Origin of the sequence: Kocuria cellulosilytica (assembly GCF_040981245.1) — a bacterium.
Taxonomy (GTDB): domain Bacteria; phylum Actinomycetota; class Actinomycetes; order Actinomycetales; family Micrococcaceae; genus Kocuria; species Kocuria cellulosilytica.
The window spans coordinates 309,749-334,739 of the sequence record NZ_JAVFWZ010000001.1 but is presented as its reverse complement, the minus strand read 5'-3'; the positions used below and the strand labels follow the sequence as shown (position 1 = coordinate 334,739).

The window sequence follows — 24,991 nt, the reverse complement described above, 5'->3', positions numbered from 1 at the left end:
GGTCAGAGCGCGTTCACCGCGGTGACGAACTTGTCCCACGAGGAGGCGGCGTCGTCGGTGCGGTCCACGTCCACGCGGGTCAGGGCCTGCTGCATGGCGTCGTTGATTGGGAAGTACTTCGGCCCCTTGAACGGGGTGACCTCCACGGCCTGGGCGCGCTCGGCGAAGATCTCGCCCGAGGGCGCGTCGCGGAAGAACGGGTTCGTCTGGCTCAGCAGCTCCTCGCTCTCCAGCGCCTCGACCTGGCTCGGGAAGTTGCCCTTCGCGGTGAAGGCCTTGATCTGCTGCTCCGGGGCGGTCAGCCAGTCGGCCAGTTTCTTGGCCTCGGCCTGGTGCTCCCCCTGGGTGGGCACCGTCAGGTAGGACCCGCCCCAGTTGCCCCCGCCGCCGGGGAAGACGTTGGCGATGTCCCAGCCCTCGACTCCGGCGGCGTTGCCCTCGATGATGCCGAGCATCCAGCCCGGGCACAGCATGGTCGCGAAGGCGTCGGACTGGAAGCCGGCGGCCCAGTCGTCGCTCCACTGGCCCAGGTGCGCCGAGAGGTCGTCCTCGGTGGAGGCGGCCAGGACCTGCTCGTAGACGGCCTTCACCTCGGGATTCTCGGCCGCGATGACCGTGCCGTCCTCCTCCTCGTAGGCGTTCTGGACCTGGTTGATCATGCCCTGGTAGGTGGCTCCGGCGGAGTCGTACCAGGCCACGTCCTCGTTCTGGGCCACGAAGTCCCGGCCCACCGAGAAGTAGTTCTCCCAGTCCCCGCTGAGCAGCTCGGCGACCTCCTCGCGCTCGCTCGGCAGGCCGGCCTCCTCGAAGAGGTCCGCGCGGTAGCAGACCGCCTCCGGGCCGGAGTCGGTGCCGTAGCCGATCAGCCGGCCGTCGGTCGTGGTGGCGGCCTCGGTCTTCCAGTCCAGCCAGCGTCCCTCGACCTCGGGGTCCGTCAGGTCGGCGAACTGGTCCGGGTACTCCATCAGCTCGGGCAGCCAGTCCACCTCGATGGCCTCGATGTCGGACAGGCCCGAGCCCGCGGCCAGGCGGGTGGTGAGGTTGTCCCGGGCCTCGTTGGAGGTCGCGGCCTTCTTGTGCTCGATGGTCACGTTCGGGTTCTCGGACTCGTACTCGTCGAAGAGCTCCTCGTAGCCGAACTCGTTGAACGTGGCGACCGTGAGGGTCACGTCCTCGGTACCGGTCTCGCCGTCCACCCCGGCGTCCTCGGAGGCGGCCCCGGCACCTCAGCCGGTCAGCGTCAGGGTCAGGCAGGCCGCTGCGGCCGAGAGGGCGGTGGTGCGTGCTCTGGTGCGCACAGGTGACTCCTTCATCGTCAACGGGGCGGGTCCTGCCGGCACCGGACGGCCCACGAGCTGCTTCCCGCAGCCCCGCACGTGCCGGTCGACAGCGGCGCCCACTGTATGGGAGCGCTCTCACCCGTGTGCTTACTGTGCGTGAGGTGCACCACATTGTCAAGCACAAGAATTGACCTATGGCGATAGATATTGATAGGGGGGAGTCCTGACGGGGGTTGTTCCGCACGGTCTACATGTGGAACCGCTCCCACCGCGCACGCCGGTCGGGCCGCCTGCACTTCCCAGCGCCGGCAGCGGGGATCCGGCGCCCCGAGCGCGTGTCACGTCGCGGGCGGGACGGGAACGGAGCGCCCGGCACTCATGCGCGAGCCCCGGCGCACCGCTGCGCCGGGGCTCGTCCGTGCTCTGCCGCGACCGGGAGCCCGCCTCGTCCCGCGGGGCCCGGAACGGGTTCAGTCCTGCTGGTCGGACTCCTCGTTCTTGGCGTCCCCGTGCTCGTGCGGCACCGGGGTCATCTCGGTGGACATGTCGGCGTCGTCGTTGGAGGCCGCGTCCTCGATGGGATCCGGGCCGGAGGTCGGCTGCTCGCTCACTGGGGGCTCCTTCGTCGGGAGGGTTGGTGCCCTCAGCCTACGGCCCCGGCCGGAGCCGTGGACAGCAGCCGCACCGCCTCGCGGGCGGCCGCCCGTCCCGCGCGCGTGGCGCCGAGGGTCGAGGCCGAGGCGCCGTAGCCGACCAGCAGCACCCGCGGCTCCCGGAGCACCCGCACCCCGTCCGTGCGGATGCCGCCGCCCGGTTCGCGCAGCCCCAGGGGGGACAGGTGGTCGAGGGCGGGGCGGAACCCGGTGGCCCACAGGATCGCGTCCGCCCGGACCGCGCGGCCGTCGGCGAGCAGGACTCCCTCGGGCGTCACCGCCCGCAGCGGTCCCGCGGAGACGAGGATCCCCGCGTCGATCCCCGCCCGGTACTGCGGGGTCAGAGGCAGACCGGTGGCCGAGACCACGCTGGCCGGCGGCAGCCCCGCGCGGGTCCGCGCGTCGACCCGTCGCTCGACGTCCCGCCCCCAGTCCGCGTCGAACTCCCGGCCCGTGAAGCGCGGGGGCCTGCGGGTGACCCACGTGGTGGTGGCGCCCGCTCCCGCGAGCTGGAGCAGGAACTGCACGGCCGAGGTGCCGCCGCCCACGACCACCACGTGCCGGCCGCGGAACTCCTCCGCGGTCCGGAAGTCGTGGGTGTGCAGCTGGCGCCCGCGGAAGGACTCCCGGCCCGGGTAGTACGGCCAGTACGGGCGGTCCCAGGTGCCGGTGCCGTTGATCACCAGGTCCGTCCGCCAGGTGCCGGCGTCCGTGACCACCTCGAGCGGTCCGTCGTCGGACTCCGCCTCGACGCGGCGCACCGCGACGGGGCGGTGGACCGGAAGCCCGAAGCGGCGTTCGTACTCGCCGTAGTAGCGGGCGACGACGGCGGAGGCCGGCTCGTCCGGGTCGGGCACCCCGAGGGGCAGCCCGGGCAGGTCGTGGATCCCGTGCGCGCCGCCGAAGGTGAGGGAGGGCCAGCGGTGCCGCCACGCTCCCCCGGGCCCGGGGTTGGCGTCCAGGACCACGAAGTCCTCCTCGGGGACCAGGCCACGACGCTGCAGGTGGTGGGCGGCCGAGAGCCCGGCCTGCCCCGCTCCGATGACCACGACCCGCATGCCCGCACCCCTTTTGGTTGATGTATCACCAATCAGGGGAACGGCCGGGGCCGGCCGGCTATTCCTGCGGCCGGCCCGGTTCCGGGGACGGCACTCGGAGCAGGGAGCGCACGTGCCGGACCGCCCGTCGGGCCTCCGGGGTCCACCAGGCCCCCACGTAGACGTGGAAGGCGCCGGGCTCGTAGAGCAGCCTCCCGGCGTTGCCCGCCCGGGCCAGGTCCCGGGCGAAGGCCAGGGCGTCGGCGGCGAGGATGTCCTGGCCGCCCTGCACCACGTGCACCGGAGGCAGCCCGGCCACGTCCCCGTAGAGCGGGCTGACCAGCGGGTCCGTGAGCTCGCGGTCCCGCGCCCACGCCGCCGCCATGGGGACCACCTGGTCGGTGCTCAGCATGGGGTCGTGCGGGTCGATCTCCCGCACGGCGGGGTGCGTGGCGGAGACGTCCACCGCCGGGGAGAAGCCCACCACGTGGTCGGGCAGCCGCTGTCCGGCGTCCCGCAGGCGCATGGCCAGCCCGATCGCCAGGCACCCGCCCGCGGAGTCCCCCGCCACCACGACCCGGTCCGTGCCGGGCCGGGCCACGAGGTCGGCCCAGGCCGCGGCGAGGAAGTCATAGCCCTCGTCCACGTGGCCCTCCGGGGCCAGCCGGTAGAGCGGGACCGTGACCGTGGTCCCGGTGTCCTGCACGAGCTCGCGGACGATCCACCAGTGCGCCGGCAGCAGCGGGTTCACGAACGCCCCGCCGTGCAGGTAGATCAGGTGGGACCCGTCCTCCCCGGCGCGCGGGGTCAGCCGCAGCAGCGGGCGCCCGGCCACCTCGGTGCGCTCCACGGCGTGCGAGCGCCGCAGGCCGGCCGGGATCCTGGCCGGCTCCGGATACCGGCGTCCGTGCAGCTGCTCCACCGGGGTCCACGGCTGCAGGCGCGTGCGCAGGCGGACGGCCCGGGATGTCACGGCCATGCTGATGCTCATCCGCTCTCCTTCCCTCGGGGCGGGCTCAGGCGAGCCGCACGGTCGTGAGGCACGTGGGGCTGTCGGGGGAGGTCGCGAACTGCTCCACCGCCGTGCCCCGCTCCGAGCCGATCTCGAGCGTGCCGGTGATGTCCTTGGGCAGCCAGAAGCCCACGAAGCCGTTCTCGTAGCTGGTGACGGTCTCGTCCACGAGCACGGCCCCGGAGTCGTCCGTGATCCGCACGTCGAAGTCCTCGCCCACGAGCTCGCCCTGGCACCCGGAGAGGCTGTGGGAGAAGCACTCGTGCGTGGTGGTGGTCCACGGGGCCACCGCGAGGTAGAAGCGGTCCTCCGGCATGGGCAGGGCCGTCTCGGTGCTGCCGTCGCTGAGCACCACCTCGTCGTAGGTCACGGAGCCGGCGAGCCCGGCGGCGCGGTCCTCGTGCGTGCGGTCGAGCTGCTCGACCACCTCCTGGGTGCTCGCGCCCTCGAGCCCGTGCTCCCGCAGCAGGGCGTCCTGCTCGGCGCCGCCGGCGCAGCCGGAGACGAGGAGCAGGACGGCGGCGGACGCGGACAGCACGGCGGATCTCATGGGTCCAGGATATCGGGGGCGGCCCCGGCCGCCGGCTCCACCGCGGCCCCTCTGGACCCCGGGAGTTTCCTGTGGGACCGGTCACAGATCCCGCCCCGGCGGCTAGAGTGGATGTCCAGTGGTGTCAGGGTTCGGGAGGATCCGCCATGCAGAACACCGAGAACAAGGACGTCTCCGGGATCACGCTCCTGGTCGCCGGGGCGGTCGTCCTGTCCGTGGTCTCGTTCGTCCTCGTCAACCTGGGCACGATCCTGCTCATCCTGCTGGCCGCGGCCGCTCTGTGGCTGCTCGGCGTGCTGCTGCAGGCGCTCGGCCGCTCCCTGGCGGAGCGCGCGCGGGCGGGGCTGCGGGGCACGCCGCAGAGCGCCGCACGGTCCGGTGCGGGCCCCGGTGCGCGGACGGCCTGCCGGACCGCTGCGAGGAGCCCGAAAACGAGCCCCCGGAGGAGCAGCGGGAAGTCGGTCGCGAAGACCGCCGAGCAGGCCCGGCGGAGCGCCGTGGAGGACATGCGCACGGCCTGGATCCGGTGGCAGCTCGGCACCCTCCCGCCGCAGCAGCGGCGCGGGGACGCGTCCTTCGTCGCCGCCCGCCTGGCCGAGGTCCCGCACGCGGACTGGGACGCGACGAGGCTCCGGCGGCACGGCCAGGCGCTGTGGTGCGTCCGGGACGCGTCCGCCCGGACGCCCCTGCACGGGGAGGTCGAGGCGCGCCTGGACCGGGTCGCCGCCATGATCTCGGAGCTCACCGACGAGGAGTTCGACACCCACCGCGGCCAGACCGACGAGCAGTACCTCTACCACCCGGACCGCGAGGTCCGGGCCGCGTACCTGGCGGGCGGGTCGCAGGCCGTCGAGACCATCATGGGCACCATCACCGCCGTCCGCGCCCAGGTCCGCGAGGACGCCGCCGCCCGGGCGGCCGCGGACTCCCTGGCGCGCGAGCGCAACGCCGCGCTCCGGGCGCTGCGGGAGACCCGGCGGCCGGCCCGGCCGCGGGATGCCCATGCCGCCTGGGAGGCGCAGGCCGAGCAGATCGGCCGGTGAGCCGCCGCGCCGGGGCCGTGAAGCACTGCAAGAACGTGCGGGGCGAACGCGCCGGCCCCTGGACCGTTCGCGGGCTCCGTCGCGGGCGGAGGCTACGCCAGGTGCTCCGTCGGCTCGCCCTGGAACTCGCGCACCTCCACGGGGAGGGTGGTCGCCCGCGCCAGTTTCCGCCCCCACTCGATGGCGGCGTCGTAGTCGGGCGCGGCCACGATGCAGATGCCCCCGGCGTGCTCGTCCTCCCGCTCGTACGGGCCGTCCGTGGTCACCACGTCGTCCCCGTGGAAGCGCACGACGACGGACGCCTCCGCCCGGTCCAGGCCCCCGGCGAAGACCCACGCCCCGGCCGCCCTGAGCTCCTCGTTGAAGGCCGCGACGTCCCGCATCACGGGTTCGAGGACCTCCGGGGCCGCCGGCCCGCCGTCGGGCTGTTCGATGCTGAGCAGGTAGTGCTTCATGGCGAGCCTCCTGGGCGTCGGATGGTCCTCGGAGTCTACGGTCGCGGCGGCCCGCCGAAATAGACCCGGGCCTCCAGCACGCGCCCGTCCCGCACGGTGATCGCCTCCATGTTCTCGAAGATCCCGCCGGCCCTGAGCTCGTACTCGTAGCGGACGAACACCAGTCCGGGCTCCGCCTCGACCACCTGGAGCAGGTCCTGCCGGGCCACCCGGCCCGCCGTGGGGAAGCAGCGCTCGAAGTACGCCGCCCGGTCGATGTGGTCGTCCTGCGGGGAGGTGAAGCGGAACCCGTCCCCGACGAGCTCGCGGGCCGCGGCCTCGTCCTGCGCGAGGTAGGCGGCGAAGAGCCGCCGGACGACGTCCGTGCTGCCGGTGGTCATGCCCGCAAGCTACTCCCGGACGGGGAGCGGGACAAGCACGGTCCCGGTCCGGCCGGCGGGCTCGGCGGCCCCGCGGTGCCGGGGCGGCCGGCTCGTCGTCGTCGGCCCCGGCCGGGACGCCAACGGTGCCGGCGTCCCCGGATCCCGCCGCATGGACCATCATGGGAGGTCCGAGGGACCGCTCACGCGTGCGTCCCCGCCCGTCAGGAGGACCCGTGCCCAAGAGCAAGCCCCGCAAGAAGGCTGCCGCCAAGAAGAAGCAGCAGCGGCGGGAGTTCCACGCCGCCGCCGGCGCCCGCACCGTCGACGTCGAGGGCGCCGAGCAGGGCACGTGGGACGACGATGCCCACGAGCTGCTCGTCGCCCGCGGCTGGGTGGCCTACCGGGACCTGGAGATGGACCAGCTCGGCGACGGCTGGGAGTGGCTGCCGTCCCAGCTGCCCCTGGACGCCGGCGTGGGCGGGGAGCCGGGGCCCACCACCGTGTTCGCCGCGGCCGAGGGCGGCTACGACGTCGAGCTGGCCAACGCCAACGGCTCCGTGGACCCGGACCGCGCGGGCCACTACGACACCCTCGAGGAGCTCGCCGCGGACCTGGACAGTCTCGAGGCCTGGCGCGTGCCGGCCGGCGAGTACGTCCTGCCCGACGTTCCGACCTTCTCCGCGGACACCCCGTGGGCGATCTGCCAGCTGTGGGCCGGCGGGATGATCGACCACTGGGAGCTCGCGGCGGACCTCCTCCACTTCCCGTACGAGGAGACCGAGGAGGGCTTCGCCGCGGTCGAGCGGGCCCACCGGACCGGGCTGATCCCCGCGCAGCTCTACGCCGCGATCCGCGCCGGCCGGGCCGCGTAGCGGGATCCTCTTGTCGGGGCTCCGGGCCCGGCGTAGCGTGAGCCGGGACCATCACCCTGCTGAGCACACGAGGAGCGGCATGAGCGAGACGACCCCGGACCCGGCCGAGAACAAGCCGTCCCAGGCCGAGGGGGACCTGCCCGAGGACCAGAGCGTGGAGCCGGCCGTCGACCCGGACGACAACAAGCCCTCCCAGGCCGAGGGGGACGCCCCCGCGGACGCGCCGGGCGACGACTGACCCGACGACTGAGGCCCTGCGCCAGGACGCCGGGCGCCCCCTGACCGGGGCGCCCGGCGTCCTCGTGCGCGGGCCCCGGGAGGTCACGCCGCGGGCGTGCCCGGGGCTCCGGGGACCGGCCGGTCCCCGGAGCCCCCGGCCCGCACGCTCAGCCGGAGGTGCGGGGGTGGCGGGCGGCGAAGTCGCGGGCGACGTCCTCCATGAAGGCGAACTCCACGCCGTCGTGGCCGGCGATGTGGTCGAAGAGCCGCTCGAGCATCAGCAGGTTCTGCGGCCGCCCCGAGACGTCCGGGTGGATGGTGATCGGGAACACCGCGTAGTCCATCTCCCGGTGGACCCAGTCGAACTGGTCCTTCCACAGCTGCTCGACGTCGCGCGGGGACACGAAGCCGTGGCTGTTCGGGCTGGACTTGATGAACATCATCGGCGGCAGGTCGTCCAGGTACCACGAGGCCGGGATCTCGATCAGGTCCGTCTCCTCGCCCCGGACCAGCGGCTTCATCCACTCCTTCGCCGAGGCCGCCTCGTAGTCGATCCTGGTCCAGGAGTCCCCGACGCGCACGTAGTACGGGGTGTGGTCGTCGTGCATCAGCGAGTGGTCGTAGAGGAACCCGCGCTCGAGCAGGATCTCGTTGGTCACCGAGGAGAACTCCCACCACGGGGCCACGTAGCCCACCGGCTTCCTCCCCGACCGCCGCTCGATGAGGTCGGTGCAGTAGTCGAGGATCTCGGTCTCCTGCTGCCGGGTCATCGCGATCGGGTTCTCGTGGGAGTAGCCGTGCACGCCGATCTCGTGCCCGGCGGCCACGGTCGCGTCGAACTGCTCGGGGAAGGTCTCGACGGAGTGCCCGGGCCAGAACCAGGTCACCGGCATCTCCCGGCGCTGGGCCAGCTGGAGCAGCCGCGGCACCCCGACCTCGCCGGCGAAGAGCCCGCGGGAGATGTCCCCCGGGGAGTCCTCCCCGCCGTAGGAGCCGAGCCAGCCGCCGACGGCGTCCACGTCGATGCCGACCGAGACATAGATCTTCTTGGACATGCTTCCTCCTGGTGGGTCGGTGTTCAGCAGTACGGCCGGAAGGCCTCGGGGAACTCGTGGACCGGGGTGCCGTGGGCGATGAGCAGCGCCGCGAGGATCCTCGCCTGGAAGGGGTTGAGGTCCCCGGACGGGACCGCGCCGGCGGCCACGAGGTCCACGCCACCGCCGTTGCCGTAGACCGGCAGCACGGGCCCCCAGGGGACACGGGAAGCGAGCACCACGGCGCACCCGGCCCCGACCGACCGGCGCACCGCCTCCGCGAAGCCGGGGCCCGCGTTGCCGGTGCCCGAGCCGGCGAGGACCACGGCCTGCGCCCCGGAGCGCACCGCGAAGTCGAAGAGGTCCGGGGTCGCCCCGGGGTGGGCCGTGATGATCTCGACCCGCGTGGTGTCGAAGGCCGGCGGCGGCAGGGGCAGGGCGGGGCGCCGGAGCGGAGCGGCCGTGACGACGAGCTCGTCCCCGGCCAGGTGCGCGACCTCGACCCCGCCCGCGAACGGGTCGGCCGCGAGGGTGTGGGCCTTGCGGGCGCCGCGGGCGGAGCGGACCGTGCCGGCGAAGGAGATCAGCGCCCCGCGGCCGCGCAGCCGTTCGTCGGCGGCGGCCAGCACCGCCTCGCCCACGTTGCGCGGCCCGTCCGGGGCCGGGCTGTCGGCGGGCTGCTGGGCGCCGGTGAGGACCGTGCTCTTCGCGCTGTCGTGCACGAGGTCGAGCAGGAAGGCGGTCTCCTCGAGGGTGTCGGTCCCGTGGGTGACCACCACCCCGTCGGTGGCCGGGTCGGCCAGCGCGTCCCGGACCGCCTCGGCGATCGTCCGCAGCTGCCCCGGGGTGAGCCGGTAGCTGCCGGTGGTCAGCACGTCCCGGGCGGTGACGGTCAGCTCCCCGTAGCGGTCCTGCGCGAGGTCGGCGGCGGTGTCCGTGGCCACCGCGCCCTGGTCACCGGCGCCCCGGGAGGCGATGGTGCCCCCGGTGCCGAGCAGCTGGACGTGTGCCACGGTGCGCCTCCTCGGTCCGCCGGTCCTGCGCGGGCCGCAGCTCCCGATCGCCGGGGGCGCACCCGCTGTGGTCCACGACAGTAGGCGAGGCTGCCGCGCCGCGCCACACCCGGCGGGGTCAGCTCCGGCTGCGCGCGTCCCCGCCGGAGCGGGGACGCGCCCCGGCGCCGTCCTTGGGCGCCCACCCGGACAGGCCGAGGAGGTCGGCCACCTCGCGGTAGTGGCTCGTGGAGAGGATCCCGAAGCCGGCCTCGACCGCGCGGCGGTAGTAGTGCACGTCGAGGGCGTCGGCGGGCAGGTTCTCGTCGTAGCGGTGCAGCTCGAGGCGCATGGGCACGTTCCAGCTCCGCATCCGCAGGCTCTCCTCCATGTCCGGGACGTAGTGGCCGGCGAACCCGACCACCCGGCGGAGGTCGGGCACCTCCCGCCGGACGTCGTCGACCGTGGGCAGGCCGTCCGGGTGGGTGGGGACGAAGTAGACGAGGTCGGGGGCGATCCTGCGGTAGACGGCCAGCTCCGTCAGGCCGTTCACGCCGACCACCACCTGGCTCTCGGCCCGGTGCGTGCGGACGAGCTCGACGACGGCCTCCGGGGCCACGTTCCTGACGTCGAGCCACAGCACCGCGCCGGCCAGCACCGCCCAGGTGAGGAACTCCGCGGCCTCCCGGACGGGGAACCGGGTGACCTCGCCGTAGTTGTCCACCAGGTGCTGGCTGAGCACGTAGTCCGCCGACTGCTCGCTCACGGGGCCGGCGCCGGTGCTCCCGTGCCCCATCACGGCCTCGTGCAGGACCACGCACCGGCCGTCGACCGTGGTGCGCAGCTCGATCTCGACCATCGTGCGCGCCCGGGTGGCGAGGACGTTCCGGGCGGACTCCAGCGCCGAGCAGGGCCAGGACCCGTCGGGGTGGTAGCCGGCGCGGCGGGCCAGCAGGAGGGGGCCGTCGCTGACCAGGCGGTCGTGGCGGGTGTAGGCGGCCAGCTCGGCCGGCGAGTCGAAGACGATCGAGTGCTCTGCTGCTCGTGGCCCGTCGGTGCCGGCGTGGTAGGGCGGGTGCGGGCGGCGGTGCTCGTTCGGCATGGGAACTCCTGGGGGGATGGGAGCGCGGACAGCGGCCGTGGGGGGACGGCCGGTGGGCGGGAAGCGGGGGAACTGCCCGTCCACTCGTGCTCAGGGGCCCTCGGCCGCCCGTGCACGCTCCAACTCTTCCACGTCCGAGGCCGAATACGTGGCTGCGATCTGCATGTCGTTGCCTCCGCGCAGCACATTGGTGGTCCTGAGGCCCGTGAAGAGCATCCGGGGAATGGGGCGGTAGCTGGTGCGGCCGTCGTCGACGGGCCGGGTCCGGGTCCGGTGGCGCAGCGCGACGGCGTGCAGCCACACGTCGTCGGCCATGGGGGCGCAGGCCGTGAACCCGCTCCCCGCGTCCCGCAGGGCGTCGAGCAGGTGCGGGGGATAGAGCACCCCGGAGGTGCCCGTGGCGAACGTCCGGTAGGAGGCCTCCGCGGGGGCGCCGGGGCTCCAGGTGGCGTAGGGCAGGATCCGCCCGTTCCCGACGCCCAGCCGGTGCGCACGGTGGGCGATCACGTCCCGGGGGTGCCGCTCGTGGACCGCCAGCAGCTCCTCGAGCCACGTCCGGCCGTAGAGCACGTCGTCGTCCGCGATGACCATCGGGAGCTCGTGGTGGGCCACGGAGCGCACATAGGGGTAGTACTTCTGGTGGGGACCCCAGTCCTCGGTGCACCGCAGCTCGAGGCCCCGGCGCACCAGCCGGGCCAGCGGCGGGGGCGGATCGGCCACGACGTCGGCCTCCCGCAGCCACAGGATCAGCCGCCGCGGGCGGACGGTGCCGTGCGCCATCGACTCCACGGCCAGGTGCACCGTCCGGATCCGGTTCCCGTAGGACGTGAGGCTCACGACCACGGGCGCGTCCCCCCGCACGGGCGCGGCCGAGCAGCGGTTCCGGACCCGGAAGTACAGGGCGCTGCGGCTGGTCCGGAACGAGCGCAGCCAGTCGCGGACCAGCTCCCGGGACAGCACCCACCGCAGGGGGTGCCGGTGCCCTCCTCCCGGACGGGTGCTCATGACGAGCGCGCCAGGGCCGCCCGGGCCGCCTCGCCGCCGAGCTGCAGGACCCCCGCGTCGGTGGTGACCGCAATCCAGGAGAAGCCCTGCGCCCGCAGCGCGGCGGCACGCTCCGGGGACCCGCCGAAGGCGCCCGCCAGGACGCCGGCCTCCCGGCACGCCCGCACGATCGTGGGCAGGGGCGCGTCCGCCGCGGTGTCCGCGAGCAGCTCGTCGACGTCCCGGCCCAGGGCGAGTGCGAGGTCGAAGGGCCCCACGAAGACCATGTCCAGGTCCGGGACCGCCGCGATCGCCCGGACCCCGGCGACCGCGGAGGCCGTCTCCACCATCACCGCGCACAGCGGCCGGGGCAGGTCCGCCACCCCGGCGGCGTCCCGCGAGCCGGGCAGCGGCCCCCAGCTCCGGGCGCCCCGCGGCGGGAAGTGCGCCGCGGCGACGGCGGCCTCGGCCTGGGACGCGTCCTGGACGAGCGGCACCACGACGCCGTCGGCGCCGGTGTCCAGCGCCCGGCCGATCAGGGTGAGGTCGTTCGCGGCGACCCGGACCAGCACCGGGGCGGACGGCGCGCGCCGCAGGGCGAAGAGGGCGCGGACGGCGGCGTCGTCGAAGTGGCCGTGCTGGGCGTCGACGCCCACCCAGTCGAAGCCGGCGCGCTCCAGGGCGAGCACGGTCCGGGCCTCGCCGAGGGTGGCCCACACCCCCGCGCGCACCCCGCCGTCGTCGTTGTCGCTGCCAGAGGGATCCGCTGCGGTCATGGCCTCATTGTGACAGGAGCGGCGCTCGGATCTCCGCAGCGGCCAGGACGGGCAGCACAGGTGTCCCCGGCGGACCGCCACGGTCGTGGCCACCCTCCGGGACGACGGACCCCGCCCGCCGTGCTGCGAGCGCACGGCGGGCGGGGTCCGGTGCGGCCCGGGGACCCGCTCAGGAGCGGGGGCCCCGGTCCGGTCCCCCGGTGCCGGGCACGTCGCCGGGACGGTCCGCCGCCCCCGGCGCGCCCGGCTGCCCGTCCGGGCGCCCGCCGGCGGCCGGGCCGCCCTGAGCGGGTCCGTCCGGAGCCCGGTCGCCCTGCGTCCGGTCGCCCGGAACCGTGCCTCCGGCCGCCCGGTCTCCGGGGGTGCGGTTGCCGCCGAGGAACTGGCGCGCCTTCTGCTGGACCGTGTCCACGTGGCGCTCGTACTTGCGCCCGGTGCGCTTGTCCACGAAGTTGCCGGCCTGGTCGAGGACCTTGTCGACCTTGTCCGGGTTGCGCTGGGCGAGCTGCTTGGCCTTGGCCGTGAGCCCCTTGAAGTTCACCATCACGTCTCCTTCCGAGAGAGGTCACCGCGCGGTGCCGCGGCGGTGCTGCCACGAGTCCATCATGCGGAGCTGTCCGCCGGCTGGCCAGTGCCGGGACCCGCGCGCTCCTGCCCCACCACGTGCTGGAAGCGCAGCAGGTTGTCCGGGTCGTAGAGGGCCTTGGCCCGGACCAGGCGGGCGTAGACCTCCTCGGACCACGCCCGGGCGTGCTCGCGCTCCCCGCCCGGGACCCCGTGCATGTTCACGAACGCCCGCCCCGTGGACCACGGGGCCATGGCCTGCAGGATCTCGGCCAGCGCCCGGGGCGTCGCCTCGGCCACGTGGGGCGCGAGCCAGCCGATGAGCTCCAGGAAGAACGCCGCGTCCCGTCCCGAGACGGCGTCCTGGGTGCCGTCCGTCCGGGCGAACGCTCCGCCCATGAGGCGGATCCCCACCTCCGGGAGCGGGCACCGGCTGCCGGGGCCCGCGCGCTGCAGCAGCGTCATGACCGCGGCGGCGTCGAACTCCCGCAGGAACTCGCCCGTGAGCACGTAGAGCCCCGGCTCGGTGGCGTCCATGTGCACCTGGTCGATGTCCCGGTAGTCCATGGGGCCCACGAGGTCCAGGACCGGTCGTGCGATCTCCCGCATCGGCGCGAGGACACGGGCCCCCTCGTCCGCCGGGCCCACCCAGCAGAAGCGCAGGTGCACGAGCATCCGCTGGTGCAGCTGCTCGGGGACGGTCGGGTCGTGCGGCATCCAGCGCAGGGCCACGGACGTCGAGGCGTGCTCGGGCAGGGTGGGCGCCCACCGGCTGAACGCGCTGAGCACCTCCTGGGCGTCGGTGCCGGAGTAGAAGATGCCGCCTCCGTAGAGGTCCTCCAGCGGGACCAGGTCGAGGGTCATGGCGGTGACGAGGCCCAGGTTGCCCTTGCCCCCGCGCAGCAGGGCGAACAGCTCCGGCTCGTGCCGGGCGTCCACGTGGCGCAACCGACCGTCGGGGGTGACCACGTCGAGGCCCAGGAGGTGGTCGGCGGCGAACCCGAAGACCCGCCCGAGCACCGGCAGCCCTCCGCCCAGGGTGTAGCCCACCGCCCCGGCGTCGCTGGCCGAGCCGTTGAGGACCGCGAGCCCGTGGGGCGCGACCGCGTCGATCACCCGGCGCCACCGCACGCCGGCGCCGATCCGTGCCGTCCGGCGGCGGGGGTCGACCTCGAGCTCCTGCATCCGGTGCGTCGTCACGAGCAGCCCGCCCTGCATGGGCTGGTCCGCGCCGTGGCCCGTGGACTGGACCCCCACGGGCTCGTGGTGGGCGGCGGCCCACCGCATCGCGGCCACCACGTCGGCGGCGTCGGCCACGCCGACCACCACGTCCGGGTGGTGGACGCCGGCCAGGTTGAAGCCGGCGGCCTCCTGCGCGAAGCCGTCGTCGTCGGGCAGCAGGACCGGGCCGCGGACCTGGCGGTGGAGTTCTTCCACGTCCCTTCTCGTGATCATGGCGGTCCCCCTCGGCGCCGACGATCCGCGGTGCGGGGCCGGACGGTCCCGCAGCGCCACAGAACACGACCATTCTCCCACGCGGACGCTCCGGTGCACCCCCGGAACGGGCACCGGACCGAGCGCCGGACCGGTGCACTGGACCGGGGGTGCACCGGACCGCCGCGGGGCCGCCGGAGGGGTCAGTCGCGCTCGAGCGGCAAGGAGGGCGCCAGCCGGCGCAGGGACGCGAACGTGGGCACGAGGGCTTCGTAGAGCTGCTCGAACACCGGCTGCAGGGACGCGTGCACCGCCGCGTCGGCCGGATCCGGGCGCACGGTGGACTGCACCTCCACCAGGTCCGCGGCCACGTCGACGGACTCGATCAGCCCGAGCGCCTGCATCCCGAGCAACGCGGCGCCGAACCCGGAGCCCTCGTGCCCCGAGGCGAAGGAGATGTCCGTGCCGAGGACGTCGGCGAGCAGCTGCCGCCACAGCGGGCTGCGGGCGAAGCCGCCGGTGGCGCGGATCTGCTCGACGGTCAGACCGGCCGAGCGCATCGACTGCAGGACCAGCCCGAGCTGCTGGCACACGCCCTCCAGGGCGGCGCGCACCAGGTGCTCGCGGCGGTGGGCGCGGGTCAGCCCCACGTAGGCGCCCTTGGGCAGGGAGCTCCAGTGCGGGGCGCGCTCGCTCAGCAGGTAGGGCAGCATGAGCAGGCCCCCGGACCCGGCCGGCACGCTCGCCGCGAGCTCGAGCAGCTCCTCCTCCGGCTCCTCCCCCAGGTCCGGGGCGAGGGCGTCCCCGGCCCAGCCCAGGACCACGCCGCCGTTGTTGATCGCCCCGCCGACCACCCAGCGCCCCGGGGTCAGGGCGTAGCAGAAGACCCGTCCCAGCGGGTCCACCACGGGACGGTCGACGACGACGCGCAGCGCGCCGCTCGTGCCGATCGAGCAGGCGGCGACCCCGGGCCGGACCGCGCCCAGCCCCAGGTTGGCCAGCGGCCCGTCGCTGGCCCCGACCACCACCGGCGTGGTCGCGGGAAGCCCGGTGGCCCGGGCGCCCTGGTCCGTGAGCCCGGGCAGCACGTGGGTGGTGGGCACGAGCTCGGGCAGCTGCTCGGGCAGGATCCCGGCGAGGGCGAGGGCCTCGCCGTCCCAGGCGAGCTCGTGGATGTTCATGAGCCCGGTGGCCGAGGCCACCGAGTGGTCCGTCACGAGCGCGTTGCACAGCCGCAGCAGCACGTACTCCTTGATGCCGGCCCAGAACGCGACGCGCTCGCAGAGCTTGGGCTCCTGGTCGTGGAACCACACGAGCTTGGGCAGCGGGGACATCGGGTGCACCGGGGTGCCCGTGCGCCGGTGCAGGGCGAGCCCGCCCGAGCTCGCGCGCAGCCGTTCCGCCTGGACGCTCGCCCGGGTGTCGGCCCAGGTGACGAGCGGGGTGAGGGGCTCCCCCTCGGGCGAGAGGCCCAGCAGGCTGTGCATCGCGGCGCTGCAGGACAGCCCGGCCACGCGCTCCGCCCCGACCTCCTCGACCACCGCGCGGACGGTGTCCTGCACGGCCTGCAGGATCAGCCGGGGGTCCTGCACGGCGTGGCCGGGGTGCGGCTCCTCCAGCGGGTAGCCGGCGGAGGAGGCGGCGAGCTGCTCCCCGCCCACCGTGAAGGCCACCGCCTTGGTGCTCGTGGTGCCGATGTCGACGCCCACCACCACGGGCTCCGGGTGCCCGGTCGCCGCCGGCCCCGGCATCAGTGCCCCTCCCCGGCGGCCAGGGGGTCCCCGGCGAGCAGGGACACCAGGACCTTGCCGGAGACCGCGGAGTCCCGGGCCGTGGCGAAGGCCTCGACGGCCCGGTCGGCGGGGAACTCGTGCGTGACCACGTCCTCGATCCCGGGGCGTGCGGCGAGCAGCCCGATCGCCTCGTCGATCTCGTCGTCGAACCGGAAGGAGCCGCGCAGCTGGAGCTCCTTGGAGACGAGCGGGGCGAGGTTCACGGGCCGGGCCTCGTCCGGCACCATCCCCACCTGGACCACGACGCCGCCGCGGCGGGCGCCCACCAGCGCGGGGCCCACGGCCGCCGGCACGCCGGAGCACTCCAGCACCACGTCGAACGCCCCGGCCGGGACCTGCTCGGCCCCCACCCGGACGGTGCCGTGCACGCCGAGCGCGCGCGCCCGCTCGAGCGGGCCCTCGAGGACGTCGGTGGCCACGACCTCGGCCGCGCCGCGGGCCAGGGCCGCGGCGGCGGCGAGCAGCCCGATCGGCCCGGACCCGGAGACGAGCACGCGCCGGCCGGTCACGTCCCCGGCCACGGTGAGACCGTGCAGCGCCACGGCCAGGGGCTCGGCGAGCGCGGCCCGGCGCAGCGGCAGGTCCGCCGGGAGCACCCGGACCATGTCGCGGCGGACCAGGAGGTACTCGCTCAGCCCGCCCTGGGTGTGCGGCCGGGTGGAGGCGCTGCCCAGGTAGGCCCCGCCGGGCCACAGGTGGCGGCGGTCCTCGATCCCGGGCTCGGGCGTGCCGAACGTGGCGGGGTGGACTGTCACCGGGGTGCCCGGGGCGAGCTCGCCGGCGGGGTCGAGGTCCACCGTGCCGGAGACCTCGTGACCGGGCACGAGGGGCTCCCGGACCACGTACTCGCCGTTGGCGCCCTCGGCCCAGTAGTGCAGGTCCGACCCGCACACCCCGCCGTAGGCGATCCGGAGCCGGACCTGCCCCTCGGCGGGCTGCGGGGTGGGCAGGTCCTCGACCCGCAGGTCGTCCTTGCCGTGGATCACGATGGCCTTCATGAGCTCTCCTCCTGGTGCGCCCCGGGGCGCCGTTGCGGTGCGGTGCCGCGGTGTCGCGGGGCGGTCCTGCGGGGCGGTCCTGCGGGGCGGTCCTGCGGGGCGGTGCTGCGGGGCGGTGCTGCGGGTCCGGGTCAGAGGACGGAGGTCATGCCGCCGTCGACCAGGACGTTGTGGCCCGAGACGAAGCTGGAGGCGTCCGAGCACAGGTAGACCAGGGTGCCCACGAGCTCCTCGACCTGTCCCCAGCGCCGGGCCGGGGTGCGCTCGACCACCCAGCGGTTGAACTCCTCGTCCGCGATCAGCGCCTGGTTCATCTCCGTGGCGAAGTAGCCGGGCGAGATCGCGTTGACCTGGATGTTGTGCCGGGCGAGGTCCGCGGCCATCCCCTTGGTGAACATGACCACCCCGCCCTTGGTGGCCGAGTACGGGGCGATGGTCTGCCGGGCGAGCACCGACTGCACGGAACCGATGTTGACGATCTTGCCCGAGCCGCGCTCCTGCATTCCGGGGACCACGGCCCGGGACACGTGGAACACGCTCGAGAGGTTCGCCGCGACGATGTCCTCCCAATCCTGGGCCGCGAACTCGGCGAAGGGGGCGCGGCGCTGGATCCCGGCGTTGTTCACCAGGATGTCCGGCACGCCGTGCTCGGCCAGGACCGCCTCGATCCCCGTCCGCACGGCCTCGGCGTCGGTGAGGTCGAAGGCCGCCGTGGCCGGGTCCGTGCCCGTGCTGCCGGCGATCTCGTCGCGCACCCGGGCGAGGGCCTCGGCGTCGCGCCCGTGCAGGACCACGCGGGCGCCCGCCTCGGCGAGGCCCGTGGCCAGGGCCCGCCCCAGCCCCCGGGAGGACCCGGTGACGAGGGCGAGCCGGCCGGTGATGTCGAAGACGTTGCGCACGGGGACCTCAGGCGATGTAGAAGATGACGAGGACGATGGCGAAGCCCACGACGGACTCCAGGGCCTGCTGGACGGTCCACGTCTTCAGCGTGGTCTTGACGTCCATGCCCATGAGCCGGCCGACGAGCCAGAAGCCGGAGTCGTTCACGTGGCCGGCGAAGACCGAGCCGGCGGCGGTGGCCAGCACGACGGCCGCGACCTGCACGGAGTTGAAGTCGCCCGCGGCCACGGCAGGGGCCATGAGGCCGGCGGCGGTGACCAGGGCCACGGTGGCCGAGCCCTGGGCCAGGCGCAGGACCACGGCGATGAGGTAGGCGGCGAAGATGACGGGCAGGCCGATGCCGTCCAGGGAGGACTCGAGGGCGTCGCCGATGCCGGAGGCCCGGAGGATGCCGCCGAACATGCCGCCGGCGCCGGTGATGAGGATGACGGAGGCCACCGGGCCCAGGGAGGAGTCGACGACCTTCTCCAGGGCGGTGCCGTGCTCGCCGCGGCGGGCGCCGAGCACGAACAGGGCCACGAGCACGGAGATCAGCAGGGCCACCGGGGACGCCCCGATCATGGAGAGCACGGGGAACCAGGGGGCGTCCTCGGAGACCACGCCGGCGGCGCGGAGGAAGTCCAGGCCGGTGTTCATGAAGATGAGCACGAGGGGCAGCAGGAGCAGGGCGATGATGGTGCCGACCTTCGGCGGGTTGACCGGCTGGTCGTCGTCGACGTCGCCGAAGAAGCCCGGGACGGGCAGCACGTACTTGGTGCCCACGCGCTTTCCCCACAGGTACGCGGAGACGTACCAGAGCGGGAAGGCCAGCAGCACGCCGATCAGCAGGACCATGCCGAGGTCGGCGCCGTAGAGCTCGGTGGCGGCCACGGGACCGGGGTGCGGCGGCACGAAGACGTGCATGACGGAGAACGCACCGGCGGCGGGGATGCCGTAGAGGAGCACGTTGTTGCCGCTCACGCGGCGGGCGACCGCGAAGATGATCGGCAGCATGACCACCAGGCCGGCGTCGAAGAAGATCGGGAAGCCCATGATCAGGGAGGCGATGCCGAGCCCGAAGGGCGCCCGCTTCTCGCCGAAGACGTCCACGAGCTTGTCGGCGAGGGCCCGGGCGCCGCCGCTGTGCTCCACGAGCTTGCCGAGCATGGCGCCCAGGCCGATGAGCAGGGCCACGGAGCCGAGGGTGCCGCCGAAGGCGTCCACGGCGGTCTCCACGATCACCCCCGGCGGGATGCCCGTGGCGAACGCCGTCAGCAGCGCCACGAGGATCAGGGTGAGGAACGCGTGCAGCTTGAACCTGATCACCAGGACCAGGATGAGGGCGATGGCGGCCGCTGCGATCAGCAGCAGCGGTGTGGTGCCGAGGGTCTGTGTCCAGTCTTCCACTGAGGGTCTCCGTGCTCTCGTGCCTGCGGGCAGGCCGTGGGTGCTCGTCGTGATCTACGACACGCGCTAGGCTGACAGAAAGATCATACTTTTGGCAACAGGGGCGGCGTAATGCACGTCGCGCGGGGACGGAGCCGGCATGCACGGGGTGGAGCAGCACAGCGGGGTGCTGGACCGGCTCGGGGAGAGCATCGCCTCGGGCGCCCGGGCGCCCGGCACGGTCCTGACCCTCGGGGGTCTCGAGGAGGAGTTCGGCGTGTCCCGCACCCTCGTGCGGGAGGTGGTGCGCGTGCTCGAGTCGATGGGGATGCTCGAGCCGCGCCGGCGCGTGGGCGTCACCGTCCGCCCGCCGCGGGACTGGAACCCGTTCGACCCCCGGCTGATCCGGTGGCGGCTCGCCGGCCCGGGCCGGGACGAGCAGCTGCGCAGCCTCACGGAGCTGCGGACCGCGATCGAGCCGGCGGCCGCGCGCCTGGCGGCGGTCCGGGCCGACGAGACCACCCGGCGGCGGCTGGTGGAGCTGGCCGCCCGGCTGCGGGAGCTCGGCGAGGCCCGCCGCGGCACGGACCCGGAGTACCTGGAGGTGGACACCGCCTACCACGCGCTGCTGCTGGAGGCGAGCGGCAACCCCATGCTCGCCGCCCTGCAGGACGTCGTGGCCGAGGTGCTGTCCGGGCGCACCGCGCTGGGGCTCATGCCCCGCTCCCCGGACCCCGGGGCGCTCGAGGACCACGAGGCCACGGCGGCCGCCGTCGCCGCCGGGGACGCGGCCGAGGCCGAGGCGCGGGCCCGCTCCGTGGTGGTGGAGGTGCTCGAAGGGGTCGTCGACGTCCCGGACGGCGGGCCCGAGCACGGCTGACGTGCGGGGCCCGTGCCGGGCCGGCGGGACCGCGCAGCGTCCCGCCGGCCGGCGCGCGCCGACGGCCCGGCGCCGACGGCCCGGCGCTGCGGCCCGGCACTGCGGCCCGGCACTGCGGCCCGTAGGGTGGATCCATGGGCATCTCGGAGACCGACCGCGGACACCTGCGACGCTGCGTGGAGCTGGCCCGCGAGGCCCTCGGCGCCGGGGACGAGCCGTTCGGCTCGGTGCTCGTCTCAGCCCGGGGGGAGGTGCTGTTCGAGGACCGCAACCGGGTGGCCGGCGGGGACGCGACCCGGCACCCCGAGTTCGAGATCGCCCGCTGGGCGGCCGCCCGCCTGAGCCCGGAGCAGCGCTCCGCGGCCACCGTCTACACCTCGGGCGAGCACTGCCCCATGTGCTCGGCCGCCCACGCCTGGGTGGGGCTGGGCCGCATCGTGCACGCCTCCTCCTCGGCGCAGCTCGGCCGGTGGCTGCACGAGCTCGGCGTCCCGCCCGCCCCCGTCGCGCCCCTGCCGATCTCCCAGGTGGCCCCCGGCGTGCCGGTGGACGGCCCGTGCCCCGAGCTGGCCCCGGCCGTGCGGGAGCTCCACCAGCAGCTGCACCGCCCGCGCCACCGCACCTGACCCGCGCGAGGTTGCGGCTGACGGCGACCGGGCACGGCTGCGTCGCCGTCAGCCGCAGTCTCGGCGCGGGGGTGGCCAGAGTCCCCGCCCAGGGACCAGGATGGAGGAACAGCTCCGGTGGGCGGCGCCCGCCGGACCCGTTCGACGAAAGGACACGGACATGGTGGACATGGGAGGATTCGCGGACAAGGCGAAGAACCTTGCGGACCAGCATCCGGACAAGGTCCAGCAGGGCATCGACCGGGGCGGCGACGCCGTCGACGAGCGCACCGGCAACAAGTACGAGAGCCAGGTGGACCAGGGCCAGGAGAAGGCCGGGGACTTCCTCGGCACCGGCGAGCAGGACCAGAAGGACCAGCAGAACTGATCCCCGGCAGTACCTGCAGCCCCCGCCCGCCGTCCGGCGCGCGGGGGCTTCGCCGTCCCGGGGTCCCCTCCTGCGCCTCCTGCGCCTCCTGCGCCGAGGTCGCAGCTGACGGCGACGCAGCCGTGCCCGGTGGCCGACAGCCGCAATCTCGCGGACGGGGAAGCGGACCGGAGAAGCGGACGGGAGGAGGACGGGAGGAGGAAGGGCGGGGCTCAGGTCAGGGCCGCGGCCAGGTAGGGCGCCGTCCGGCTGCGCGGGCAGCCCGCCACGTCCGCCGGGGTGCCGGCGCACACGATCCGCCCGCCGGCCTCGCCGCCGGACGGGCCCATGTCGATCACCCAGTCCGAGGCCGCCACCACGTCCATGGCGTGCTCCACCACCACCACGGTGTTGCCGGCGTCCACCAGGCGGTTCAGCTGGCGCAGCAGCAGCTGCACGTCCTGCGGGTGCAGCCCGGTGGTCGGCTCGTCCAGGAGGTAGAGGGTGTGGCCGCGGCGGGCCCGCTGCAGCTCGGTGGCCAGCTTGATCCGCTGCGCCTCGCCGCCCGAGAGCTCGGTGGCCGGCTGACCGAGCCGCAGGTAGCCCAGCCCCACCTCGAGCAGCGTGCGCAGGCTGCGCGCGGCGGCCGGGACGTCCGCGAGGAACTCCGCGGCGGTCTCCACGCGCATGCCCAGGACGTCGGCGATGCTCCGGCCCCGGTGGGTCACCTCCAGCGTCTCGGGGTTGTAGCGGGCGCCGTGGCAGTCGGGGCAGGGGCCGTAGGTGCCCGGCAGGAACAGCAGCTCCACGGCCAGGAAGCCCTCGCCCTGGCACGTCTCGCAGCGGCCGCCGGTCACGTTGAAGGAGAAGCGCCCGGCCCCGTAGCCGCGGGCCCGCGCCTCGTCCGTGGCGGCGTAGAGCTTGCGGACCGCGTCGAACAGTCCGGTGTAGGTCGCCAGGTTGGAGCGCGGGGTCCGGCCGATGGGCCGCTGGTCCACGCGGATCAGGCGGTCCAGGTGCTCCAAGCCCTCGACCGCGCCCAGCTGCGTCCCGGCCGCCGCGGCCGGAGCGGCGGACCCGGCCACGGGCTCGACGGCGGGCTCGGCCGCGGCCCCGGTGCCGCCGCCGGACCCGCCGTGCACGTGCCGGCCGACCGTCTCGGCCAGGACCTGGCTGACCAGCGTGGACTTGCCCGAGCCGGAGACCCCGGTGACGGCGGTGAGCACGCCCAGGGGGATCTCCGCGTCGAGGTCCACCAGGTTGTGGCGCGTGACCCCGCGCAGCCGCAGCCGCCGCTCGACCGGGCGGGGCGTGCGCTCCGCCGTCGTCCCGCCCGGAGTCCCGTCGGGGGAGCCGTCCGGGAACAGGAACGGGCGCGTGGCGGACTCCGCCACCGCGGCCAGACCGGGGACGGGCCCGCTGTAGAGCACCGAGCCGCCGCGGTCCCCGGCCTGCGGCCCCACGTCCACGACCCAGTCGGAGCGCCGCACCACGGCCATGTCGTGCTCCACCACGAAGACCGAGTTCCCGGAGGCCTTCAGCTCCTCCAGCACGGCCAGCAGCGGCTCGGCGTCGGCCGGGTGCAGGCCCGCCGAGGGCTCGTCGAGCACGTAGACCACGCCGAAGAGCCCGGAGCGCAGCTGGGTGGCGATCCGCAGCCGCTGCATCTCCCCCGGGGAGAGCGTGGGCGTGGACCGGTCCAGGCTCAGGTAGCCCAGGCCCAGGTCCAGGAGCACCTGCAGCCGGGCGAGCAGGTCCTTGGCGATGGTCACCGCGGCCTCGCTGCACTCCCCCGAGGACACGGCCCGGGAGGCGGTGCCGGCGTGCTCCAGGGCGGCCGTGGGCCGGACCACCTCGGCCAGCTCGCCCAGGGAGGCCCCGTTGAGCTCGGCGATGCTCCGGCCCGCGAAGGTCACGGCGAGCGCCTCGGGGCGCAGGCCGCTGCCGGCGCACGCGGGGCAGGGGCCCGTGACCACGTACTGCAGGACGCGCTCGCGCATCTGCTGGCTCGCGGAGTCCGCGAGGGTGTGCAGGACGTAGCTGCGGGCGCTCCAGAACCGGCCCTTGTACGGCTTCGCCACCCGGTCCCGCTGCGGGGTGATCTCCACGACCGGCTGCTCCTCGGTGAACAGGATCCAGTCGCGCTCCTGCCGCGGCAGCTCGCGCCAGGGGACGTCCACGTCGTGGCCGAGGTGGCTCAGGATGTCGCGCAGGTTCTTGCCCTGCCACGCGCCCGGCCACGCCGCGATCGCCCCGTCCCGGACGCTGAGCGCCGGATCGGGGACCAGGGAGGACTCGGTGACGTCGTGCACGGTGCCCAGGCCGGAGCACTTCGGGCACGCGCCGGCGGCGGTGTTGGGCGAGAAGGCGTCCGAGTCGAGGCTCCCCGCGGCGGACGCGGGGTAGGTGCCCGCGCGGGAGTAGAGCATGCGCATCGAGTTGGACAGCGTGGTGAGGGTGCCCACGGTGGAGCGCGAGCTGGGCGCCCCGCGCCGCTGCTGCAGGGCGACGGCCGGCGGCAGCCCGGTGATGCCCTCGACCGCGGGGTTGTGCCCCTGCTGGATCAGCCGCCGGGCGTAGGGCGCCACGGACTCCAGGTAGCGCCGCTGCGCCTCGGCGTAGATGGTGCCGAAGGCCAGGGAGGACTTCCCCGATCCGGAGACGCCGGTGAAGGCGACGATCGCGTCGCGGGGGACGTCCACGTCCACGTGGCGCAGGTTGTGCTCGGAGGCCCCGCGGACCCGGACCATGCCGGTGCGGGTGGGGTCGGGGGCCGGGGCGGTGTCGGGGTGGGTGCTCACCGCCTCCACCCTAGCCACCGGCCGGGCCGTGCGCGGACTCAGCCGGCCCGGTGCCGCTCCCGGCCGACCGACCACGCGGTGTCCGCGGGGGCGGGGTCCACCGCCCAGGCCGACCAGCCGTCCAGGCCGGTGAACCAGCGGGCCCCCTCCCGGCCTGCGACCACGAGCGCCGTGGCGAGCACCCCGGCCAGCCGTGCGTCCGGGCCGACGACCGTCGCGGAGCGGGCGCCCGTGGCGGGCCGGCCGGTGCGCGGGTCGACGATGTGCGCCGGGCGCTCGTAGGTGCCGGAGGTCGACACCGCGCCGTCGCCGGGCAGCACGGTCCACGTGACGGCCCCGGCGTCGTCGGGATGGCGGATCCCGACCGTCCAGGGCTCCCCGGGGGCGGCGGAGCCGCGGGTCACGACGTCCCCGCCGGCCTCCACGCAGACGTTGGCGCACCCGGCGCGGACCAGGTCGTCGGCGATCCGCTCCGCGGCCCACGCCGTGACGTAGCCGGAGGGGTCGAAGCCGCCGCGCACGGCCCACGGGTCGAAGCAGCCGTCGGTCAGGTCCCGGCCCTCCCGGCAGCGCTGGAGCACGTCCAGCAGGGCGCCCTGGGCGGCGTCCCAGCGGCTGAGCCGGTGCTCGTCCAGCAGACCGGAGCGGAGGGCCGTCACGAGCGAGTCGGGGCGGTAGGTGGAGAAGACGGCGTCGACCCACCGCATGTTGGCCACGGCCGTGTCCAGCGCGTGCTGCACCGTGGACTCGGGGGGCAGGCCCTCCGCGCCGGCGCGGACGTCCACGGTCACGGCGGTGCCCCAGATCAGCTCCCGGTGCCGGTGCGACCGGCCCCGGGGGCGGCGCAGCTCGACTGCGGGCGCGCTCACAGCCCGGCCCTCTCGAGCAGCTCCCGGCAGGCCGTGCGGTAGCC

25 protein-coding genes and 1 pseudogene are annotated in these 24,991 nt (G+C 74.9%); 6 read left to right on the top strand and 20 right to left on the bottom strand.

Annotation, left to right across the window (positions count from 1 at the left end):
• Positions 1 to 2 precede the first annotated feature (2 nt).
• The 5 genes and pseudogenes from RCG67_RS01505 to RCG67_RS01485 form a co-directional block, all read right to left on the bottom strand.
• Positions 3 to 1,313 (bottom strand): annotated as a pseudogene (locus RCG67_RS01505) (ABC transporter substrate-binding protein).
• Between the two features lie 437 nt (positions 1,314 to 1,750).
• Positions 1,751 to 1,891 (bottom strand): hypothetical protein, encoded by a 141-nt coding sequence (locus RCG67_RS01500; RefSeq protein WP_157571263.1) that lies wholly within the window; start codon positions 1,889 to 1,891, stop codon positions 1,751 to 1,753.
• 32 nt (positions 1,892 to 1,923) lie between these two features.
• Positions 1,924 to 2,991 carry an FAD-dependent oxidoreductase gene (locus RCG67_RS01495; protein ID WP_368824516.1) on the bottom strand — a complete coding sequence of 356 codons (1,068 nt, stop codon included), beginning with the start codon at positions 2,989 to 2,991 and terminating at the stop codon, positions 1,924 to 1,926.
• A 58-nt stretch (positions 2,992 to 3,049) separates the two neighbouring features.
• Positions 3,050 to 3,961 (bottom strand): alpha/beta hydrolase, encoded by a 912-nt coding sequence (locus tag RCG67_RS01490; protein WP_368824515.1) that lies wholly within the window; start codon positions 3,959 to 3,961, stop codon positions 3,050 to 3,052.
• 25 nt (positions 3,962 to 3,986) lie between these two features.
• A complete protein-coding gene (locus RCG67_RS01485) occupies positions 3,987 to 4,532 on the bottom strand; it encodes a CueP family metal-binding protein (RefSeq protein ID WP_368824514.1) in 546 nt (181 codons plus the stop codon).
• 146 nt (positions 4,533 to 4,678) lie between these two features.
• Here RCG67_RS01485 and RCG67_RS01480 point away from each other — a divergent pair, with 146 nt between their 5' ends.
• Positions 4,679 to 5,575 (top strand): hypothetical protein, encoded by an 897-nt coding sequence (locus RCG67_RS01480; RefSeq protein WP_368824513.1) that lies wholly within the window; start codon positions 4,679 to 4,681, stop codon positions 5,573 to 5,575.
• A gap of 92 nt (positions 5,576 to 5,667) precedes the next feature.
• On the opposite strand, the gene RCG67_RS01475 is transcribed toward RCG67_RS01480, so the two are convergent.
• Positions 5,668 to 6,030 carry a YciI family protein gene (locus RCG67_RS01475; RefSeq protein ID WP_368824512.1) on the bottom strand — a complete coding sequence of 121 codons (363 nt, stop codon included), beginning with the start codon at positions 6,028 to 6,030 and terminating at the stop codon, positions 5,668 to 5,670.
• Positions 6,031 to 6,065: 35 nt separating this feature from the next.
• Positions 6,066 to 6,410: a nuclear transport factor 2-like protein gene (locus tag RCG67_RS01470; protein ID WP_368824511.1), complete on the bottom strand. Its 345-nt coding sequence runs from the start codon at positions 6,408 to 6,410 to the stop codon at positions 6,066 to 6,068.
• Between the two features lie 215 nt (positions 6,411 to 6,625).
• Between RCG67_RS01470 and RCG67_RS01465 the strand changes: the two genes are divergently transcribed.
• A complete protein-coding gene (locus RCG67_RS01465) occupies positions 6,626 to 7,264 on the top strand; it encodes a hypothetical protein (RefSeq protein ID WP_368824510.1) in 639 nt (212 codons plus the stop codon).
• 79 nt (positions 7,265 to 7,343) lie between these two features.
• Positions 7,344 to 7,502 (top strand): hypothetical protein, encoded by a 159-nt coding sequence (locus RCG67_RS01460; RefSeq protein WP_157571262.1) that lies wholly within the window; start codon positions 7,344 to 7,346, stop codon positions 7,500 to 7,502.
• Between the two features lie 148 nt (positions 7,503 to 7,650).
• Here the strand turns inward: RCG67_RS01460 and RCG67_RS01455 are convergent, their stop codons facing one another.
• From RCG67_RS01455 to RCG67_RS01405, 11 genes are all read right to left on the bottom strand, one after another.
• Complete coding sequence (locus tag RCG67_RS01455; protein ID WP_368824509.1) at positions 7,651 to 8,538, bottom strand: polysaccharide deacetylase family protein; 888 nt, start codon at positions 8,536 to 8,538, stop codon at positions 7,651 to 7,653.
• Between the two features lie 23 nt (positions 8,539 to 8,561).
• Positions 8,562 to 9,530 (bottom strand): asparaginase, encoded by a 969-nt coding sequence (locus RCG67_RS01450; RefSeq protein WP_368824508.1) that lies wholly within the window; start codon positions 9,528 to 9,530, stop codon positions 8,562 to 8,564.
• A 118-nt stretch (positions 9,531 to 9,648) separates the two neighbouring features.
• Positions 9,649 to 10,611 carry a hypothetical protein gene (locus RCG67_RS01445; protein ID WP_368824507.1) on the bottom strand — a complete coding sequence of 321 codons (963 nt, stop codon included), beginning with the start codon at positions 10,609 to 10,611 and terminating at the stop codon, positions 9,649 to 9,651.
• 90 nt (positions 10,612 to 10,701) lie between these two features.
• Positions 10,702 to 11,616: a hypothetical protein gene (locus RCG67_RS01440; protein ID WP_368824506.1), complete on the bottom strand. Its 915-nt coding sequence runs from the start codon at positions 11,614 to 11,616 to the stop codon at positions 10,702 to 10,704.
• Positions 11,613 to 12,371 carry an HpcH/HpaI aldolase family protein gene (locus RCG67_RS01435; RefSeq protein ID WP_368824505.1) on the bottom strand — a complete coding sequence of 253 codons (759 nt, stop codon included), beginning with the start codon at positions 12,369 to 12,371 and terminating at the stop codon, positions 11,613 to 11,615. The genes RCG67_RS01440 and RCG67_RS01435 overlap by 4 nt, the downstream gene beginning before the upstream one ends.
• Positions 12,372 to 12,540: 169 nt before the next feature.
• Entirely contained in the window at positions 12,541 to 12,915 is a 375-nt protein-coding gene (locus tag RCG67_RS01430) for an antitoxin (protein WP_368824504.1), read from the bottom strand.
• A 59-nt stretch (positions 12,916 to 12,974) separates the two neighbouring features.
• Positions 12,975 to 14,372: an FAD-binding oxidoreductase gene (locus RCG67_RS01425; protein ID WP_368824503.1), complete on the bottom strand. Its 1,398-nt coding sequence runs from the start codon at positions 14,370 to 14,372 to the stop codon at positions 12,975 to 12,977.
• A 200-nt stretch (positions 14,373 to 14,572) separates the two neighbouring features.
• Positions 14,573 to 16,120, bottom strand: coding sequence for a gluconokinase (locus tag RCG67_RS01420; protein ID WP_368824502.1), 1,548 nt, complete (start codon positions 16,118 to 16,120; stop codon positions 14,573 to 14,575).
• The gene (locus RCG67_RS01415; protein ID WP_368824501.1) at positions 16,120 to 17,160 is read right to left on the bottom strand and encodes a zinc-binding dehydrogenase; all 1,041 of its coding nucleotides are present in this window, start codon (positions 17,158 to 17,160) and stop codon (positions 16,120 to 16,122) included. Before RCG67_RS01415 ends, RCG67_RS01420 begins: the two co-directional genes overlap by 1 nt.
• Before the next feature lie 131 nt (positions 17,161 to 17,291).
• Positions 17,292 to 18,059: a glucose 1-dehydrogenase gene (locus RCG67_RS01410; protein WP_368824500.1), complete on the bottom strand. Its 768-nt coding sequence runs from the start codon at positions 18,057 to 18,059 to the stop codon at positions 17,292 to 17,294.
• 7 nt (positions 18,060 to 18,066) lie between these two features.
• The gene (locus tag RCG67_RS01405; RefSeq protein WP_368824499.1) at positions 18,067 to 19,446 is read right to left on the bottom strand and encodes a GntP family permease; all 1,380 of its coding nucleotides are present in this window, start codon (positions 19,444 to 19,446) and stop codon (positions 18,067 to 18,069) included.
• A gap of 139 nt (positions 19,447 to 19,585) precedes the next feature.
• On the opposite strand from RCG67_RS01405, the gene RCG67_RS01400 reads away from it, so the two are divergent.
• The 3 genes from RCG67_RS01400 to RCG67_RS01390 all read left to right on the top strand — a co-directional run bounded on the left by RCG67_RS01400 (position 19,586) and on the right by RCG67_RS01390 (position 21,298).
• On the top strand, positions 19,586 to 20,305 hold the full coding sequence (locus RCG67_RS01400) for a FadR/GntR family transcriptional regulator (protein WP_368824498.1): 720 nt from the start codon (positions 19,586 to 19,588) through the stop codon (positions 20,303 to 20,305).
• 134 nt (positions 20,306 to 20,439) lie between these two features.
• The gene (locus RCG67_RS01395) at positions 20,440 to 20,931 is read left to right on the top strand and encodes a nucleoside deaminase (RefSeq protein WP_368824497.1); all 492 of its coding nucleotides are present in this window, start codon (positions 20,440 to 20,442) and stop codon (positions 20,929 to 20,931) included.
• 160 nt (positions 20,932 to 21,091) lie between these two features.
• A complete protein-coding gene (locus RCG67_RS01390) occupies positions 21,092 to 21,298 on the top strand; it encodes an antitoxin (protein ID WP_058872811.1) in 207 nt (68 codons plus the stop codon).
• A gap of 212 nt (positions 21,299 to 21,510) precedes the next feature.
• Here the strand turns inward: RCG67_RS01390 and RCG67_RS01385 are convergent, their stop codons facing one another.
• Positions 21,511 to 24,027, bottom strand: a complete 2,517-nt coding sequence (locus tag RCG67_RS01385) for an excinuclease ABC subunit UvrA (protein WP_368824714.1) — start codon at positions 24,025 to 24,027, stop codon at positions 21,511 to 21,513.
• An 89-nt stretch (positions 24,028 to 24,116) separates the two neighbouring features.
• Positions 24,117 to 24,947: an FAD:protein FMN transferase gene (locus RCG67_RS01380; RefSeq protein WP_368824496.1), complete on the bottom strand. Its 831-nt coding sequence runs from the start codon at positions 24,945 to 24,947 to the stop codon at positions 24,117 to 24,119.
• Positions 24,948 to 24,991: the final 44 nt, after the last annotated feature.

Coding starts and splice junctions, on each gene's coding strand:
- RCG67_RS01440 (WP_368824506.1), bottom strand. CDS start 11,616: ATGAGCACCCGTCCGGGAGGAGGGCACCGGCACCCCCTGCGGTGGGTG.
- RCG67_RS01400 (WP_368824498.1), top strand. CDS start 19,586: ATGCACGGGGTGGAGCAGCACAGCGGGGTGCTGGACCGGCTCGGGGAG.
- RCG67_RS01395 (WP_368824497.1), top strand. CDS start 20,440: ATGGGCATCTCGGAGACCGACCGCGGACACCTGCGACGCTGCGTGGAG.
- RCG67_RS01495 (WP_368824516.1), bottom strand. CDS start 2,991: ATGCGGGTCGTGGTCATCGGAGCGGGGCAGGCCGGGCTCTCGGCCGCC.
- RCG67_RS01485 (WP_368824514.1), bottom strand. CDS start 4,532: ATGAGATCCGCCGTGCTGTCCGCGTCCGCCGCCGTCCTGCTCCTCGTC.
- RCG67_RS01460 (WP_157571262.1), top strand. CDS start 7,344: ATGAGCGAGACGACCCCGGACCCGGCCGAGAACAAGCCGTCCCAGGCC.
- RCG67_RS01445 (WP_368824507.1), bottom strand. CDS start 10,611: ATGCCGAACGAGCACCGCCGCCCGCACCCGCCCTACCACGCCGGCACC.
- RCG67_RS01435 (WP_368824505.1), bottom strand. CDS start 12,371: ATGACCGCAGCGGATCCCTCTGGCAGCGACAACGACGACGGCGGGGTG.
- RCG67_RS01480 (WP_368824513.1), top strand. CDS start 4,679: ATGCAGAACACCGAGAACAAGGACGTCTCCGGGATCACGCTCCTGGTC.
- RCG67_RS01390 (WP_058872811.1), top strand. CDS start 21,092: ATGGTGGACATGGGAGGATTCGCGGACAAGGCGAAGAACCTTGCGGAC.
- RCG67_RS01385 (WP_368824714.1), bottom strand. CDS start 24,027: ATGGTCCGGGTCCGCGGGGCCTCCGAGCACAACCTGCGCCACGTGGAC.
- RCG67_RS01470 (WP_368824511.1), bottom strand. CDS start 6,410: ATGACCACCGGCAGCACGGACGTCGTCCGGCGGCTCTTCGCCGCCTAC.
- RCG67_RS01430 (WP_368824504.1), bottom strand. CDS start 12,915: ATGGTGAACTTCAAGGGGCTCACGGCCAAGGCCAAGCAGCTCGCCCAG.
- RCG67_RS01490 (WP_368824515.1), bottom strand. CDS start 3,961: ATGAGCATCAGCATGGCCGTGACATCCCGGGCCGTCCGCCTGCGCACG.
- RCG67_RS01420 (WP_368824502.1), bottom strand. CDS start 16,120: ATGCCGGGGCCGGCGGCGACCGGGCACCCGGAGCCCGTGGTGGTGGGC.
- RCG67_RS01415 (WP_368824501.1), bottom strand. CDS start 17,160: ATGAAGGCCATCGTGATCCACGGCAAGGACGACCTGCGGGTCGAGGAC.
- RCG67_RS01455 (WP_368824509.1), bottom strand. CDS start 8,538: ATGTCCAAGAAGATCTATGTCTCGGTCGGCATCGACGTGGACGCCGTC.
- RCG67_RS01475 (WP_368824512.1), bottom strand. CDS start 6,030: ATGAAGCACTACCTGCTCAGCATCGAACAGCCCGACGGCGGGCCGGCG.